Annotated in this window: 14 protein-coding genes; 6 read left to right on the top strand and 8 right to left on the bottom strand. The window is 48.5% G+C overall.

From position 1 onward, the window contains the following. The first annotated feature begins 355 nt into the window (after positions 1 to 355). The gene (locus tag D515_RS19370; protein WP_002540920.1) at positions 356 to 1,936 is read left to right on the top strand and encodes an SEL1-like repeat protein; all 1,581 of its coding nucleotides are present in this window, start codon (positions 356 to 358) and stop codon (positions 1,934 to 1,936) included. Between the two features lie 332 nt (positions 1,937 to 2,268). Beyond that, positions 2,269 to 3,483: a leucine-rich repeat domain-containing protein gene (locus D515_RS19365; RefSeq protein ID WP_152442402.1), complete on the top strand. Its 1,215-nt coding sequence runs from the start codon at positions 2,269 to 2,271 to the stop codon at positions 3,481 to 3,483. Positions 3,484 to 3,585: 102 nt separating this feature from the next. Here D515_RS19365 and D515_RS19360 read toward each other — a convergent pair whose 3' ends face one another. Further along, entirely contained in the window at positions 3,586 to 5,316 is a 1,731-nt protein-coding gene (locus D515_RS19360; RefSeq protein WP_002540917.1) for a hypothetical protein, read from the bottom strand. 247 nt (positions 5,317 to 5,563) lie between these two features. Continuing rightward, positions 5,564 to 6,544, bottom strand: a complete 981-nt coding sequence (gene trhO, locus D515_RS19355) for an oxygen-dependent tRNA uridine(34) hydroxylase TrhO (RefSeq protein WP_002540915.1) — start codon at positions 6,542 to 6,544, stop codon at positions 5,564 to 5,566. 514 nt (positions 6,545 to 7,058) lie between these two features. On the opposite strand from trhO, the gene D515_RS19350 reads away from it, so the two are divergent. From D515_RS19350 to D515_RS19340, 3 genes are all read left to right on the top strand, one after another. Continuing rightward, the gene (locus D515_RS19350; protein WP_002540913.1) at positions 7,059 to 7,658 is read left to right on the top strand and encodes a hypothetical protein; all 600 of its coding nucleotides are present in this window, start codon (positions 7,059 to 7,061) and stop codon (positions 7,656 to 7,658) included. A 174-nt stretch (positions 7,659 to 7,832) separates the two neighbouring features. Then, on the top strand, positions 7,833 to 9,809 hold the full coding sequence (locus tag D515_RS19345; protein ID WP_002540912.1) for a RecQ family ATP-dependent DNA helicase: 1,977 nt from the start codon (positions 7,833 to 7,835) through the stop codon (positions 9,807 to 9,809). An 84-nt stretch (positions 9,810 to 9,893) separates the two neighbouring features. Further along, the gene (locus tag D515_RS19340; protein WP_002540911.1) at positions 9,894 to 10,415 is read left to right on the top strand and encodes a DUF2058 domain-containing protein; all 522 of its coding nucleotides are present in this window, start codon (positions 9,894 to 9,896) and stop codon (positions 10,413 to 10,415) included. Positions 10,416 to 10,515: 100 nt separating this feature from the next. Here the strand turns inward: D515_RS19340 and D515_RS19335 are convergent, their stop codons facing one another. From D515_RS19335 to D515_RS19315, 5 genes are read right to left on the bottom strand one after another with little or no spacing between them, the layout of a single operon-like run. Continuing rightward, positions 10,516 to 11,343, bottom strand: a complete 828-nt coding sequence (locus tag D515_RS19335; protein ID WP_002540910.1) for an ABC transporter ATP-binding protein — start codon at positions 11,341 to 11,343, stop codon at positions 10,516 to 10,518. Between the two features lie 2 nt (positions 11,344 to 11,345). Beyond that, positions 11,346 to 12,209: an ABC transporter ATP-binding protein gene (locus D515_RS19330; RefSeq protein WP_002540908.1), complete on the bottom strand. Its 864-nt coding sequence runs from the start codon at positions 12,207 to 12,209 to the stop codon at positions 11,346 to 11,348. 11 nt (positions 12,210 to 12,220) lie between these two features. Continuing rightward, positions 12,221 to 14,047: an extracellular solute-binding protein gene (locus D515_RS19325; RefSeq protein ID WP_002540906.1), complete on the bottom strand. Its 1,827-nt coding sequence runs from the start codon at positions 14,045 to 14,047 to the stop codon at positions 12,221 to 12,223. 13 nt (positions 14,048 to 14,060) lie between these two features. Beyond that, the gene (locus tag D515_RS19320) at positions 14,061 to 15,107 is read right to left on the bottom strand and encodes an ABC transporter permease (protein WP_039850352.1); all 1,047 of its coding nucleotides are present in this window, start codon (positions 15,105 to 15,107) and stop codon (positions 14,061 to 14,063) included. After that, a complete protein-coding gene (locus D515_RS19315) occupies positions 15,107 to 16,132 on the bottom strand; it encodes an ABC transporter permease subunit (protein WP_002540904.1) in 1,026 nt (341 codons plus the stop codon). Before D515_RS19315 ends, D515_RS19320 begins: the two co-directional genes overlap by 1 nt. A gap of 371 nt (positions 16,133 to 16,503) precedes the next feature. Here D515_RS19315 and focA point away from each other — a divergent pair, with 371 nt between their 5' ends. After that, positions 16,504 to 17,346, top strand: a complete 843-nt coding sequence (focA, locus tag D515_RS19310) for a formate transporter FocA (RefSeq protein WP_002540903.1) — start codon at positions 16,504 to 16,506, stop codon at positions 17,344 to 17,346. Between the two features lie 157 nt (positions 17,347 to 17,503). Here focA and D515_RS26030 read toward each other — a convergent pair whose 3' ends face one another. Then, positions 17,504 to 17,644, bottom strand: a complete 141-nt coding sequence (locus D515_RS26030; RefSeq protein ID WP_002540901.1) for a hypothetical protein — start codon at positions 17,642 to 17,644, stop codon at positions 17,504 to 17,506. Between the last annotated feature and the right edge of the window lie 104 nt (positions 17,645 to 17,748).

Here is a 17,748-nt window from a genome sequence, read left to right as displayed (position 1 = left end):
AAAATTCGATTTACTCATCCGGAAATTCCTTCTTAATTGCCTCAATCTCATCCAACGATTTAGAAAACATACCTTTACTAGAATCAAAGAAGCAGCAATAGTTCTTATTTGTTGGCTTCATATTTTGTTTATTTTCAGCATCGATGTGACTAAAACACTGGTCTGAATGACCATTTTTGGTGTTTAACTAAGAGAAACGATAGGCAAATGTTTTTCGACAAAGCTTAAGACACTTTCATACAGTGATTATAACTAGTCCCGAATATTGAACGGACCTTTGGTATCAAAGGTATGTACTTTCTAAAATGGATTCTGTTTACTTCATTAAGCCTAAATTACAACTCAAGGGTGGTGTATGAAGAAAGTACACTTTTGGATGATATTCCTTTTGGTAGCTGGCTGTACCTCAAGAGAGAGCCACTATACAGACTCCCCACTTTTAGAGGTATTTGAGAGGTCATGGAATGCACCAAATACTGAAAAAACCATTGCTCAGCTAAGATCGGCTTCAAATAAAGGAGATGCTGAAAGCCAATATCTACTTGGATGGTCATACGACGAAGGGCAAGGTGTAAAACAAAGTGCCAGTGAGGCAGTGAAATATTACAAAATGTCAGCAGATCAAGGTTATGCGCCTGCTCAAAATAACCTTGGTTGGATGTACCAGAATGGCTATGGGGTAAAAAAAAATTTTGACGAGGCGGCTAAATATTATCGTTTAGCGGCTTTGCAGGGCTTTGCACTACCTCAATTCAACCTTGGCTGGATGTATGAAAAGGGACAGGGCGTTGAGCAAAGCTATGATAAGGCTTTGACTTACTACCGTCTGTCAGCGAAACAAAACTTTGCTAGAGCGCAATATAGCTTGGCTAATTTGTATAAATCTGGTTCTGGTGTTGAGCAAAGCTACGAGAAAGCGGTGACGTACTATGAATTGGCCGCTGGCCAAGGTTATGTATTTGCTCAAACCCAGCTTGGCTGGATGTATGAAGAGGGGAAAGGTGTTACTCAGAGTAATACAAATGCTTTGGAGTATTATCGCTTAGCTGCGGAACAAGGATACGCTCGTGCGCAAACCAACCTTGGCTGGATGTATGAAGAGGGGAAAGGTGTCACTCAGAGTGATACAAAAGCTTTGGAGTATTATCGCTTAGCTGCGGAACAAGGATACGCTCGTGCGCAAACCAACCTTGGCTGGATGTATGAAGATGGGAAAGGTGTCACTCAGAGTGATACAAAAGCTTTGGAGTATTATCGCTTAGCTGCGGAACAAGGATACGCTCGTGCGCAAACCAACCTTGGCTGGATGTATAAAGAAGGGAAAGGTGTTACTCAGAGTAATGCCAAGGCTTTGGAGTATTATCGTTTAGCTGCGGAACAAGGGTACGCTCGTGCGCAAACCAACCTTGCTTGGCTTTACCGAAATGGATTGGGTGTAACTCAAGATTATGAGAAGGCGATAGAGTATTACAAAATGGCAGCAGACCAAGGTTACAAAAATGCTCAAGCTAACCTTGGGTGGATGTATTCAGAGGGACTAGGCGAACGTCGAAGTTATAAAACGTATCAAAAAGCAATTAAATACTATGAGCTAGCTGCGGAACAAGGAGATAGCTTCTCTCAGGTTAATCTTGGCGTTTTGTACGATATGGGATATGGCACCCCTCAAAATAAAGAGAAGGCTGTAAGATATTATCGCATGTCTGCGGAACGTGGAAATTTGCGTGCACAATCTAAGCTCGGGTGGGCGTATAAAAGAGGCAAAGGAGTAGAGCAGAGCGATCTAAAATCTTACATGTGGTTTTACATTCGTCACTACAACCAATCCCCAGATGAAGAGTTCGAGGCGAATACCCGTTTGAATTCGGTTCAAATAAAAGAGGCTAAATGGATGGCTTTGAAATGCATCAGTTCAAATTATTCTGACTGTGATTAGGATAGGCCTGAGGCAGGTTTGTTGATCCTTACTGTCTTGCAATATTGCACCAAGTTGATTGGGTGAGGTGTAGATATATGGCCTGCCATTTACAACATTCCCTCGCGTTTCCGCTGAGGGAATTTTTTCCGGGGCAATCAAATAGCCTTACTTCGCTTTTCGCTGCTCTACTTTCTACGCCACCAGCACAAATTTCCTCAGATTCTCTGTAAGTGTATTTCTTACTCTTGCAGTGCACCGACTCGGAGTAACGACTAAAAACTGTGTAACCCATTGAACTGAATTGTTTTGCTTGGCTTAGTGTGAGCTCCGCATATCCGGAAGGGAACACAATGTCATCGATTACACAATCATCGCCCCGAGTCTCGCGATGGGTTATCTGGGGGATTTTGCTGCTTGTCGCTGGGTTATTAGTCGAAAGGTATGTCTCGTTATACTTTTTCACTCAAGTACCTGCGCGCGTTGTAGCGTGTGAGGGAAAATGGATTGAAACGTCCCAGAGAACGTTGGGTGGCTATCGAAAAGATGTGGTGTATTACCCGGTTGCCGAAACCGAGAGTGGCATGAAAGCCCAAGGCAAGGTGCTAATGCCTACGCGTAATCTCTGTTCGCAAACCGTTGGCAACCGAATTGAAGTTTTGATTGACCCCAATAACCCTCAAAAAAACCGCATTTACAGCTTCATTCAGTTTTGGGCTATCTCTCTGTTCTTCGCACTGTTTTTTCTTTGGTCTCTGATTGCGATCTTATCTCGCCGTGTCGCACCCGCAGCGGGCATCCTTATGTTGGGCTTTTTTGCCTGGCAAATTGCACAAGAAATGAATTATGTGGGTGGGGCGCCGATTGAACCAAATGCAAAAGAACAGGGCGCAGCTCAGCACCAAGCCGGTATAGATGCGCAATCTGCACGAGCACTTAATCGCTGTGTATGGCAAGCAAAGCGAGAGCAAAAAGTAGAATCGCGTAGCCAAATCACCAAACTGGTATGCCAAGGTCAGAAGATCAAAGAACTCAGTGCCATTGAAGATTTGGTTTCACTGAAAGAGTTGTATCTGCAAGACAATCAGCTGGTTGACTTGCAAGGGCTGGCACCCTTTACCCAGTTGAAGGTACTCAGTGTCGGTGGAAATAAAACGCTTCAGACGACATCAGGTATTGAACTCGCACCCAGCATTGAAGAGTTTTATGCAAACCGGACGGGGTTAAAAGATCTAAAAGGCTTCGACAGTCTGCCTAATCTGCGCATTTTAGGGGCCATCATTAACGATATCCGTGACATTGCGGTACTTGGGAGATCGCATCAGCTGCAAGAGCTCTATCTTTCGTACAATGACATTGCTGATTTAACGCCTTTGGCGAATAAGCCTCTTCTTACAAAACTACAAATAAGCGCAAACCTGTTTAAAGATATTTCGCCACTGTTTGGGAATCTCAATATGGTTCAAGTGCTTGCTAATAGTGAGAAAAATGTGCCTTGCGAGCAATTTCAGATACTTAAATCAAAGTTAAGTCCAAACGCAAAAGTGCATCTACCAGAGGGGTGTTAGGTGAAGCCTCTTGAACCTATACAGAGCTAAAAAATCCCCTCGCGTTTCCGCTTAGGGGATTTTAGTTCTGGCCAATCAAACGTTAGGCATTACCTTGTTCAATTAGGGTTTAGGCCCGGTGACTCGTGCATAATCTACATTCAAGTCGGTGCTTTCAACGCAGCATGATACAGACGTATTTGTGATCTGTATTCGCAGGTAGCTTACGTTAGAAGGTACGGTAAAGTTGAAGTTGATGTTCGTTGAATTACCTTCAGTTAACGAGAAACTTCTGGAATAGATATTGCTGTTGTTACTACCGTTGGAGATTCTTACTTCACCACCGTGTGTGCCACCCGTACCGCTTCTTTGCGCCCAGAACCTGGTTTGAACGGAATATTGTTGACCCGGAACGACATTGAAGTATTGATAGACTGCGGCGCCTTGGCCTTGACCACCCGTGTTGAAATTATATGAGCCGTAACTGTGGTCCAGATTTCTTCCATTCAATCCGTTTTCGATTTCACTCCAAACGCCACGGTAATTCATCTCGGGGTTACCGAGTAACTGGGTAATTTGGTAGTCATCGTTCGTGATTGTCGATGAAGCCGATTTCGCATCGCTCTCATTGTCGCGGAACCATGCTCTGAGTGAGAAATTCTCGTTACTTTCAAACACAGTATCTTCGATGGTGTTGACCTTGACTTTCAGCCAACCGTTGCCGGGCGGCACGCTCACATTTGTAGCACTACTACTCAGGTTTGCACTGACCGAAGAACCATCTTCAAACTCGATAGTCACCGCCCCACTAAAATCACTGTTAATGACAGCGCTGCCGTTATTGAGTGTAAGGTTAATATCTGTCGCTGCAGCCGTATCTTTATCAAAATTGACGGTAAAGGTGGCTGTATTGCCCTCTTCTACCGTGCTACCGAGGACATTATCAACGTCATTTTCACGCTGACTTGGGAATACCGTTGCAGGGTAGCATGTGTAATCTTCTTGCGTATTTGTTGCCATAGCGCTGAGTCTGGCTGGTATAAGTCCGACTTTCACGACTTCGCCTGTCTCGGGGTGTAAACGCCAGAGGAATGTGCTGTTGATATTCCCTGTCACATTCTGATTCTTAGCCGCAATGAGCATTTGGCCATTTTGGTCGAGTGTGGCGCTGGTGATGAAACCAATACTGTGGAACGCTTTTAGCGTCGCAGCGCCTGTAGAAGTGTTGATAGAGAACGTACGTGTGTTGGTGACAAACAGTAATTCGCCTTTGTAAAACACGAAGTCGCCCCAAGAAGTAAAACCACTGCTGCGCAGATTTACATCGAAATCTGCTATCGGCGTTGTGGTGCCATTCGAGGGGTCGATAGAGAAGATCTCATTGTTGTTAGAGGCGAAGATTTGGCCCGATGAACTATCAAAAGCCATGCGGAAAGTGTCTTTGACATTTCCAACGACAGTATGCTGCTTCGTAGAGGGATCATAATAGGCAAGTTGAGTAGATTCTGAGGCAGCCGCGTGGAAACTTATATTTTTCAACTCCTCAGCAGTGACAAGATCTTCCAGTCCCTCTACGAAGTATCTCGTAGGGCGTGGTGCACTGACATAATAAATGCGGTTATTGATGCTGTCATAGGTCATGGCAGAGCTACTGAAAGATGCTCTCGACACTGCAAGCGCTCGGCTGCCGTTATAAGAACCTGTTAGCTTTTCATTCTCTTGGATGTCTACCAAAATACCAACGTCCCCTCTGCCAGCATTAAGGGAGTAAACATTTCCAAGGCAGGCGGCGTGTATTGGTTTGGCAAATAAAGCGGTGATTACGAGTGAGGTGAGAATAGATTTTTTCATCATAGGCATCCTTCTCTTATTGCGTTGTTTACGGCGTCAATCGTTGAGATTGACTTACCAACATCGAGATTGTACGAATACCTCTCCGAGAGGAGCTTTCTCATTCGTGATACTAAGCCATAAATCAACCTAATTAGTGGAATAAGTATGAGGGTGGCATGTTGAAAATCTGAGCAGATGCTGACTTAAACCATCAAAAAATCCCCTCGCGTTTCCGCTGAGGGGATTTTTTCGGGGCATTCAAGCAGCCTTACTTTGCTTTCCGCTGCTCTGCCTTTTTCGCCAGCTTTTCATTTCTGCGCTGGGTAATGATTTGGTCAGCTTCGCCACCAACATGAATTTCGCCGCGCGCCCTTGAGAGCTGCACTTGCTTCTCACGTTCACGGAAACGGGCTTTTTGCTCGTCGGTGTGTTTGTCGATGCACTTAGGGCAGCTGACGCCTTGCTCGAACGCTTCAGACTGCATGTCTTCTTCGGTGATAGGTAAACGGCAGGCGTTACACATGGCATAGCCGCTCTTCTCAAGCTGGTGGTTTACCGCTACACGGCCATCAAACACATAGCAATCGCCTTCCCAAAGGCTTTCTTCCTGAGGTACTTCTTCCAGGTATTTCAGGATGCCGCCTTCCAGGTGGTAAACCTCTTCAAAGCCTTGCTCTTTCATATATGCAGTCGATTTCTCACAGCGAATCCCGCCTGTACAGAACATGGCGACTTTCTTGTGTTTGGCTGGGTCCATATTTTGGGCGACGTATTCCGGAAACTCGCGGAATGTGTCGGTTTTTGGGTTCACCGCATTCTTGAAGGTGCCGATTTCGATTTCGTAATCGTTGCGGGTATCCACCACAAACACTTCGGGGTCGGAAATCAGTTCGTTCCAGTCTTCAGGTTTCACATAGGTGCCGACCACATGACGTGGGTCGATGCCTTCTACACCCAAGGTAACGATCTCTTTCTTGAGTTTTACTTTGGTGCGATTGAATGGCTGGTTTTCGTCGAATGACTCTTTATAGACGGTATCAGCAAGGCGAGGGTCTTTCTTCAGCCATGCCAACAGGGTGTCGATACCTTCGCGCGTGGAGGCGACGGTGCCGTTAATCCCTTCGTTCGCCAGCAGCAAGGTGCCGCGAATGTCATTTTTCTCCATTAACGCCTTCAATGGCTCACGGAGTTCCACATAATCTTCAAGGCGCACAAATTTGTAGAGTGCGCATACAACGTATTGATTCATTTTATCTTCCATTTAGCGAGCTGGAGCGTAAATCCAGAGCTTCCTTAGTTGAGCGGTTGAAGTATAGCGAAGCAAGATAAGGCTAAATACGGATAGAAAGTGTGGTTACAGGTTTACGCCCATTTATGCTCTCTGTGTTGCGGATAGCCACAGAAATTCCTGGTGTGGCATATAGACAAGACAAAATCGGGCGTGGCGCATTGCTATTGTGTTGAGTCTTATACCCAAACAATCTGAAGATGCACGTTGCAGCGAGTTTGACTGGTGTTGTGATCACGGCGTCCCTTTGCAGGTGTAGTCACCTCCATCAAAAAGGGACAACAAAGAGCACGACGCCAGTCAACTCGCCCGAAGGGAGGCCATCAATGCGCCCACTTCTTCGTTAAATTCCACGGAAATAGAATGACTATTCCTCGTAAAATTTGCCTCGAATTGAACACATTGATGACCTCTGAATGCGAGCATCTTCAGGTTGCTTGGGTATTACCTCATCGAATTTTCTGAAGGATAAGAAATGGGCTTTTCACTTTCCTGGGTGGCGGTTAAAACCGAAAACCAAGATGCAGTATTGGAGACGTTGGGATTCACGGCAACGACAGAAACCGACGAGTATTTTGAATCTGCCTTAGCAGGTGTGGCTTTGCGGGATGACTGGTATTTGGTGGTTGGTCAGGGGGCGAACAACCTCATCATTGCCAAAGAGTCGTTGGCAGAACTGTCGCGAATCGGCATGGCGATCGCCTGTTCGGTGGAAGAGCATGTGATGATGTCTTCCGCTGAGTGTTGGTTCGCTGGTGAGAAGCGTTGGCAGGTGGAGCATGATGCGCAGGAAAGCCTCATGAACCTGACAGCAGAAGGGCAATTACCCGCGAGATTTGAGACGTTGAAAGTGCAATATCTGGCCGAACAGGAAGAAGTTGGTGGAGAGTCGGCAGATGTCGACCATGTCTTTGAAGTCCCTCTTGCACTTGCTAGCACGCTGGTGGGTTTCAAGCATGATGAAGATTGCAGTGATGTGTTTGCTAATGGTCTGCCTGTGGTGCTTTCAGGTAGCCATGAGTCAGAAGCGACTTTCACTTTCGAAATCAAAAAGCCATGGTGGAAGTTTTGGTGATAGCTTCCTCAGTCTGGGAATGATTTTTATGCGTTTTTCTGGCAAGTGGATGATGCTGCTTGATTGGTTTTCACCCGAAACCGGAGCGTGCTCGGTCTAAACGGTGTTTGCACTCGAAGCATAGGGTTGCGCAGTGTAGACTGCTCGCAGAACTGACCCAATGACATGAGGCACATGATGCAAGCATCTTCGCAAGCTAAGAATGCGTACTTGAATACACTCCAAACGGTTTTTGGCTTTGAGAGCTTACGCGGTGGTCAGCAGAATGTGGTCGAAAGGGTATTGGCGGGGCATTCCTCAGCGGCCATCTTTCCGACAGGTTCGGGCAAATCTCTCTGCTACCAGCTTCCTGCGCTTCATCTTCCTCACCTGACTTTGGTGATTTCTCCGCTGCTTGCGCTGATGAAAGACCAGCTCGATTTTTTGCGCGGAAAGGGCATTGCTGCCGCCTCGATTGATTCTTCCCTGACTTATGACGAATCGCGCGAAGTGATGCGTTCGGTGAAAGCAGGTGAAACCAAAATCCTGATGATTTCTGTCGAGCGTCTGAAGAACGAGCGTTTCCGTCAGTTTATTTCCTCAGTGCCGATTTCTTTGCTGGTGGTGGACGAGGCGCACTGTATTTCAGAGTGGGGGCATAATTTCCGTCCTGATTACCTGAAGCTGCCGGCTTACCGCACCCAGCTTAATATTCCTCAAGTACTGCTTCTCACCGCGACTGCAACACCGCAGGTTATCGAAGACATGCGCAATAAGTTCGGCATCGCCCCTGAGAATGTCGAGGTGACGGGCTTCTATCGTCAGAACCTGGATCTCAACGTGCTTCCTTGTGCGGAAGAGCAAAAAGACGAGGCATTACTTAGCTTGATGCAGAGCGTGCCGCTTCCTCAGCCCACCATTGTTTATGTCACCTTGCAGCAAACCGCCGAGAGTGTGGCAGGCAAACTCAGAGCCGCTGGCGTTGCCGCGCAGGCTTACCATGCAGGCATGGTGAGTGATGATCGCCAGCGGATTCAAAACGCTTTTATGCGTGGGGAAATCAACTGCATTGTGGCGACCATTGCATTCGGCATGGGCGTTGATAAAGCGGATATACGTGCAGTGATTCACTACGATTTGCCAAAATCGGTGGAGAACTACAGTCAGGAAATCGGACGGGCAGGGCGTGATGGCTTGCCGTCAGTCTGCTCTGTACTGGCTAACCGCGAATCGGTCAGTGTGTTGGAAAACTTTGTGTACGGTGACACGCCGGATTTGATTGCCATTCGCGCCGTGATTGATGAGATTGGTTCGACACCTGCGGGTAGACCATGGGAAGTGATGCTGACCCGCCTTTCCAAAGAATCCAATGTGCGTCAGTTGCCGCTTAAAACCTTGCTGGTTTACCTCGAGCTTGCGGGCATCATCGAACCGCAGTTCAGTTACTTCGCCGATTACCGTTTCAAAATGCTGGTGGAGCCTGAACAGGTATTGAACCAGTTTGAAGGCGAGAGAAGACAATTTGTCGAGGCGATTTTCCAATGCTCACCAAAATCGCGCACCTGGCATAGCGTGGACTTTGATGCGCTTTGGCAAGGCTACAGCGCGGAAAGAAAGCGCGCTGTCACGGCATTGGATTACTTTGCTGACAAAGGCTGGATAGAGCTTGAAAGCAAGCAGATGATGGACGTTTACCGCGTTACTCAGCTTGAGGCGTGTCAGAGTGAGCAAGCAGCGCAACTGAGCGAGCAGATGCATCAACTCTTCCTCACCAAAGAAGCGTCGGAAATCAACCGTGTGGAAGCCATGCTGTCTCTGTTTGAAACCGAGACCTGTTTGAGCCATCGCTTGGCAGCGTATTTCGCTGACCAACACGCACCAGCGCAATGTGGCCATTGCTCGGTGTGTCGTGGCAATGTTGCATTGTTGCCAAAAGCCAGCGCTCAGGCAGAACTGGATGCTGCGGAGTTACAGCGTTTGCTCCAGCCTTTGCTTGATGCCGCCGCGAAAGACGGCACGCAAGTCTCGGCAGAGGCGGCGACAAGGTTCCTGTGTGGTATTGCAACGCCACTGACCGGACGTTTACGCGCCGGGAAAATCGAAGGGTTCGGCAAGCTCGCAGCTTATCCGTTTGCTCAGGTGAAAGCGCAAGTGTCAGCAATGGGTGTTTAACCCGTTTGGAGGTGCGCCGAATCTGGCTTAAATGGTATGATTCGGCCATTAATTCGGGAAAATAGCGCCCGCTACGGAGTCAACATGGCAAAACTATCCCTACAAGAGCAGATGCTTCAAGCTGGTCTTATCGACAAAAAGAAAATGAAGAAGGCCGGTAAGAGCTCGAAGAAATCGCGCACGCTGGCAAAAGAAGCCAAAGCCGCTGTTGAAGAAAAACGCGCCGCGCAGGTCGCGCAAGATCAGGAGTTGAACCGCCAGAAGCAGCAGGAAGCCGAGAAAAAGGCGATTGCCGCGCAGGTGAAGCAATTGGTCGAGATGAACAAGATTGACCGCAAAGACGGCGATATCGGCTACAACTTCACTGACGGCACGCTGGTGAAAAAGATTTATGTTGATAAAGCCACCCAAGACCAACTGGTGAATGGCCGCTTGGCGATTGCCCGTGATGGTGAAGGTTACGCGATCGTTCCTGGTGTGGTGGCGGACAAAATTGTTCAGCGAGATGAAAACACTATCGTGTTGAACAACACGGTGGATGAACAGGCGATGGACGAGGACGATCCATACGCAGACTTCAAGATCCCTGACGATCTGATGTGGTAAGCATAGCCTCTTGATGAACAAGAAAAAGCCCTGTCTCCGGACAGGGCTTTTTGCTTTTATACCAATCACAGTAGGTAGCAGATACTTACTACGATTGGTATTAGCTGGTGGCTTCCGCAGGCCGTTTTTTCTTACGGTTTCTCGGGTGATTCACCGGCACTGCCGACAGCAGTGTTTGGGTGTATTCATGTTGCGGGTCGGCATACAGCGCTTTTGCATTGCCGTATTCCACCATGTTGCCGAAATACATCACCGCGACGTTATCTGATACCTGACGCACCACGGAAAGGTCGTGGGAGATGAATATCATTGCCAGGTTCATTTCCTGTTGCAGCTTTAACAGCAAGTTCAGGATTTGTGCCTGTACTGATACATCCAATGCGGAGACAGATTCGTCACAAATCAGTAGCTTGGGTTTCAGTGCAATCGCCCGTGCAATACCGATACGCTGACGCTGACCGCCGGAGAACTCGTGAGGATAGCGACTGGCCGCTTCTACGGGCAAGCCAACTTTTACTAAGAGTTCCTCTACCCACTGTTTACGCTCTGCGCGGGTGCCGATGTTATGGATCTCGAAAGGCTCTTCCAGAATCATGCCCACGGTGTGGCGCTGATTAAGGGATTCCAGCGGATCCTGAAACACGATTTGAATCTCTTTACGAAGCGGACGCATCGCACGCGGGCTGAGGTCGGTGATGTCTTTGCCTTCAAAGAAAATCTTGCCACCTGTCGGCTCATAAAGCTTGAGGATGGTGCGCCCAAGGGTGCTTTTCCCGCAGCCAGATTCGCCGACCAAGCCTAGGGTTTCGCCACGCTTCACGCTGAAAGAAACGCCATCCACCGCTTTGATGGTGTAGCCCTTTTTGAAAATACCTTTGCCGGAAACGAAGTGTTTGCAAAGGTTATCGATTCTTAGCAACTCTTCCATGGTTAACCTCGAAATTCCGGAAACAGCGCAGGATCGATCTCAGGGATATCAATCAACTGCTTGGGTTCGGTAGTCAGATCCGGCATCAGGCCGAGCAAGCGCTTGGTGTACGGGTGCTGAGGGTGGTCAAACAGATCGAACACGTCGGCATTCTCGACGATTTTTCCGCCATACATTACCGCTACATCATCACAAATCTCCGCGACAACGCCCAAATCATGGGTGATGAATATCATCGCCATGCCCGTTTCTTCCTGCAGGTCATTCATCAGGTCGAGAATCGAGGCCTGAACCGTCACATCCAGCGCGGTGGTGGGCTCGTCACAGATCAGAATGTCGGGTCTGCAGGCCAATGCCATTGCAATCATCACACGTTGTCGCATGCCGCCGGAAAGGTTATGCGGGTATTCATTGAGCCGCTTTTCCGGCATTGGAATTTTGACTTTTTCCAGCATTTCAAGGGCGGCAGCCTGTTGCGCTTTCTTGCTCATCTCCGGATTGTGGAGTGCGAGTACTTCGGTCAGCTGCTTGCCAATGGAATGCACCGGATTCAGTGCGGTCATCGGGTCCTGAAATATCATGGAAATCCGGTTACCGCGCATTTGGTACATCTCTTCCGGCGGCAGGCTGACTAAGTCGATGCCACGATAGAGGATCTCGCCAGACGTGACCTGCCCATAAGGCTTGGGGAGCAAGCCCATGATGGACATGGCAGTGACGCTTTTACCACTGCCTGATTCACCGACCAAACCTAGGGTTCGGCCTGCCATGACATCGAAATTCACGCCGTGGAGGATTTTCACTACACCGTCATCAGTGGTGAATTCTGTTTCTAATCTGCGGACGCTGAGAACCGGTTCCGTCATCTTTCCTGCCTTTATCGCTTGTAGCGATCGTCAATCACTGTCACGGGTTCAAATGCTTTGCCTTCGTCCATGGCTTTGAGCGTTTCTTTTTTCACATCTGAATCAATCCAGAAGGTGCTCAAGCCATAAATGCGGCCAACGGTGAACAGGTAATCCATTCTTTTCTGCATCGGGTTTTCTGGGTACTGCATCCAGCGCCAGTAGCCTTGACGACTCCATGGCAGGATGTAGCTTGGTACGACGACAGACGCATCTTGGATAATGCGTTGGATTTCATGAGCCAGTTGCTGTTTTTTGGTCAGGTCAAACTCAGAGCGGTATTGGGTGATCAATTCATCCAGCTCTGGTGTGCTGAAATTATTGAAGTTATTGGTTTGCGGCTTATTCGCGTTTTCAGAGTGGAAGTACTCCCAATACCCAGGGATCTCTTTTGCACCCATATTGATGAAGGCTAATTGGTGCTTTTTCTCCGACATGTATTTGAAGCCGGTAGCACCATCAATCAATTTGAGTTGGAAATCGAGTCCGGCCAGTTTCGCTTGCTCTTTGAGATAAGCCATGCGTGGTATCCAGGATGGATATGGGTAGACCAACTCGAAAGACAGGCGCTCTCCTTTGTCGTTGACGCGCACACCGTCGCCACCGACGCTGTCAAAGCCAGCTTTCGTGAAATGGGAAATCGCTAACTCTGCATCGAAGGCTGGTGGCGTTGCTCCTTCCCAAGAGTATTTTCCGTTACCTGATCCTGTCGCGTGTGGCTTACGGGAATAGTCTCCGCGTATCAGCTTTGCAATCAAACCGTCCATGTCCGTAGCATGCATGATGCCGCGGCGGATATTGATATCACCTAATAGCGGCTGAGCGGTGTTGAGCCACAGTCCCCCGGCACCCTGAGGCACTTCGTTGAAGCCCCAGAAACGATGAACATAGCCTTTTTGGTAGACTTCGCCATCTGTCTTTTCATGCCATACTTCTGGCAGGGTCAGCTCAAAGACATCCAGCTTGCCTTTTTCAAAGTGCTGGCGGGCAAGATCCTGGTCTCTGATCACTGTGAAGCGTATTTTGTCGACGTTATAGCGGTTCTGATAGTATTTGTTTTCGTAACCCCACCAGTCGTCACCGACGTGTTTCAACGTCAGGCTCTTACCCTTTTTAATCTTGTCGACAAAGTATGGGCTTGCTGTCGGCTCTGCTTTGAAGTTGTATTTACGGACATAGTCGTCGTCCATGCCATCGCCGTTTTTGTCTTTCCCTCGGCTGAAAAAGTGCGCTGGCTTGGGGTTCAGGCCACCGACTGTCAGCATTAACTCTTCCTGGTTTTTCTCTTCCACAGTACTAACGGCAAGCGTGTGGTCGTCGATTTTCACCACATCGGCAATGGTGTTGGTGTAGTAGTCGTTGTAGTAGGGTGCAACAATGTCTTTGGAGCGGTAAAACGTGAGCATGAATTCGAAATCGCTTGCCGTGATGGCTTTACCGTCGTTCCACTTTGCGTCTGGATTGAGTTTGAAATAGACCGTTTTGTTGTCGCCAGCAAATGCCCATTCGGTGGCAATGTCAGGTATCCAGTTCAAGGTATCAGGGTGGCGCGTGACGAGTCCCGGCACTTCATCGAGGAAGTAAGTGCGTAAGCCTGAGTTTGAGTCTGGCCCCACGGTGCGAAGCGTGAGTGGGAAACTGGCGAGGTGAGTGCGCAATGTTCCGCCACGTTTGGCTTTGTCAGACGCAAATACCGGATCGTCCCAGTTTGTCTGCCAGTTAAGGTTGGCAGGAAGTTCGGCGGCTTGCGCGGTGAAAGCGAGTGCGCTTAAAGCGGCGAGTGTGGTCAATTTAAACATGGTCACTTCCTTGTCAGACATAACGGGTGAATTTTTTCGGGTCGAATGCAGCGCGAACCGCATCGCCAATAAAGGTCACCATGGTGAGCACCAGCACAGTGGCGGTGACTACTGAGGTGACAATCCATGGGCTGTCGAGGTTTGACTTACCTTGCTGCAGTAACTCTCCCCAGCTCGGTGTTGGTGGCGCAAGACCAAGGCCTAGATAATCTAGCGCGGTCAATGCGGTTATGTTAGCCACAATGGTAAAGGGTGCCAGAGTGATCACCATGACCATGGTGTTAGGCAGAATATGTTTCAGCAGGATACGTGTGGTAGACGCGCCGAGTGCTCTCGCGGCCATCACGTATTCCCGTGCGGATTCTTTGTAGGTCATGGTCCGCATGTACCAGGTTATCCCCATCCAGCCGAATATGACGTTGATGGCGACAAAGAGGGTGAAGGTGGGCTTGGTGATCGAGACCAGTATCATGATGACGTAGAGGAAGGGGATCATCGACCAGACCTCAATAAAGCGCTGACTGATAAGGTCGAACTTGCCACCGAAAAAGCCCATGGCACAGCCAATCACGGTACCAATCGCAAAACAGATGGTCATGGTGGTGAGGGCGTACATCATGGCGATGCGAAAGCCATAGAACAAGCGTGCCAGCACGTCACGGCCAATCACATCGGTGCCGAGGTAATGCTGTGATTCAATGCTTGGTGCGTAAGGCGGGAATTCACCCTCGATAAAATCCTGCTCATACGGGTTCCAGGGCACCAAAGGCATGATCACGAAGTTGCCTTTGTCTTCTTCCTCAAACAGCGCTTGAAGCTCGCGATAATTTGCTTCGCTTTGGTAATCCTGTCCAAACTCGGTGCCGAGGCGAACATCGCTCACCACAGGGAAGAACAGCTCGCCGTTATAGCGCACCATCAGGGCTTTGCTGTTAATGAAAAACTCTGCAAACAGGGAAAGCAGCAATAGGGTAGAGAGGACAATGAAAGACCAATAACCCGGTTTAATTTCCTTGAAGCGTTTGATCTTCTTTTTCGTTAGTGGGCTGAGAGTCATCATCATTCACCAAACCTTACTCGTGGATCCACGAGTGCCACACAGATATCTGAAACGATGTTACCCACCAGCAGCATAGCGGCGTTCAGTGCCACAATGGCCATCACCACCGGATAATCCCTTTCCATAATGGCTTCATAGCCAAGCAGGCCAATGCCGTCGATGTTGAACACCACTTCGATCAGGAAGGAACCAGTCAGGAAGAACAACAGCGAGTTACCGAAATGGCTCGCCAGAGGAATCAAACTGTTCTGCATCGCGTGTTTACGCACCGCGTCTTTAAATGGCAGACCTTTAGCAATGGCGGTACGTATGTAATCGGCGGAGAGGTTCTCCATCAGGTTGTTCTTCATGGTGATGGTCAGGGTGGCGAAATCACCGATGATGTAACAAATCAGTGGCAGTACGGCATGCCAGAGCACGTCTTTGATCATCTCACCTTTGGACTCTAAATCGTCAAAGTCATCAGAGGTAAATCCACCCATGGGGAACCAGTCGAGATGGAAGGAGAAAACACTCAATAGCAGGATGCCGACCACATAACCCGGAAGGGCATAACCCACAAAGATCAGCACGGAAGAGGCGTTATCAAAGGCAGTATTGTGCTTAACGGCTTTGTAGTAGCCGAGAGGGATAGAGACCAAATAGGCAATCAGGAAAGTCATGCCGCCGTAGAACATGGAGACGGGAAGCCGCTCGATAATCATATCCAGCACGGGCTCGTAGTAACGGGTAGATTCGCCAAAATCGAGCACCAGAAGGCGGTTCAACCATTCCCAATATGCCTCCATCACTGGCTTGTCTAGACCGTAGAAAGCGTTCAGTTCTTCGAGCTGATATTCATCCAGCGCGGAGTTGTCCTGAAAGCTCTGGGTCTGTGATGCGCCTTCCTGCATAAACTGGGATTGGGCGAGCATGCGCTCAACGGGCCCACCCGGCACAAATCGGGTGATGGCAAAGATCACTAATGTGATGCCAAGAAATGTGGGAACGACGAGCAATAACCGTCGCAGTAAATACGCTAACACAGACTGACTCTCTCCCTGTCCACTATGGTCAAAAGACCTTACTGCCTAAATATGATGGCAAATCATTAAAATTCAGGGTGATATTTTCAGACAACCCCACTTTTCCCTGCAGAATTGTCGGTTATAGAAAACCTGAAAGTGAATTGTGTTACGTCTTTGTGATGATTTCATCGCCCAAGAGACTTATTGCGAATTAACTCAAAAATTCACTTTAGGGTTCAGGCTACGCCAACAAAGGGTTTGACACTATCTTCTTGAACGTTATCTGGGCATTTTGTGCATTAAAAATGAGATATTAATTTCCCCTTGAAAAAGTAAGCAAATGGAGAGATTATCCGCGCCCTCCCTGTTCACACTAAGTGCTATTAACCATGAACTTTACTCAGTTTGACTCTCTGCCACCGCCGCAGATCGCGGAGCGTGCTGCAGAAATTGGTGTAGCGAAAGCAACCAAAGACCCGTTCAAATCGTTCCTTCTGGCGATATCCGCCGGTATTCATATCGGTATTGCATTCATTTTCTATACGACAGTGACCACTGGTGCTGGTGACATGCCTTGGGGTATGACGCGCTTTGTTGGTGGTTTGGCATTCAGTCTGGGGTTAATCCTGGTGATCATTACCGGTGGCGAGCTATTCACGAGTTCGGTACTCACTTTGGTGGCGCGAGCCAGTGGTAAGATTACCTGGGGCGCGTTGTTTAAGAACTGGCTGGTGGTTTACGGCGGCAACCTGATTGGTGCAATTCTGCTGGTGATCTGTATGTTGATCGCTCAGCAATACATGTTCGGCAACGGACAGGTGGGCATTAACGCCATGAATATCGCGCAGCACAAATTGCACCATGGCTTTTTCCAGGCAGTGGCACTCGGCATTATGTGTAATGTGCTGGTGTGCATTGCAGTATGGATGACCTACTCAGGCCGCACTCTGACTGACAAGATTCTGGTGATGATTCTGCCGGTGGCGATGTTTGTGTCGGCAGGCTTTGAGCACTGTATTGCGAACATGTTCCAGGTGCCGATGGCGATTGGTATCAAGTACTTTGCGCCAGAGTCTTTCTGGGCGATGACAGGCATGAACGTGGCAGACTTTGCGGATCTGACCTTCACCAATTTCTTCATCAACAACCTGGTGCCGGTGACCTTGGGTAACATCATAGGCGGTGGCTTGTTTGTTGGTATGTGGTATTGGATGATTTACCTGCGTGATTAATATCAATCACAGTAAGTAGGTGATCAGAAATATAAGCCCAAGATGAAAAGACAAAAAGGCCAGTGACTGATCACTGGCCTTTCTTTTGGCGTGTCATTTTTCAGGATATGTCAGCGCTAAGGGAAACAAGCAGAATTCACAGCGCTGTCCAGCACGATCAGTTAGTGCTGCTGTCATCCTTTACCTGACACTCTGGGGCTTCAGAACCTTCCGAGCAGTCAGTAGCGGTGTCGCTGGCGAGTGCCAGGCCTGAGAAAAATACTGCGAAGGTTAACATCAGTGTTTTGAACATAGTCATTTCTCTATCTCCTATTTCCATTGGAGTTATTAAATTGGGTGTTTGCTGCAGCAGTTGTGCCAAGCCACCTCGTTAATATGGCGTCTTGGTAAGTACACTTTGGT

This window comes from Grimontia indica (assembly GCF_000333895.2).
Lineage (GTDB): Bacteria > Pseudomonadota > Gammaproteobacteria > Enterobacterales > Vibrionaceae > Enterovibrio > Enterovibrio indicus.
The sequence above is the reverse complement of the archived record's forward strand: the minus strand, read 5'-3'. Positions and strand labels throughout refer to the sequence as shown.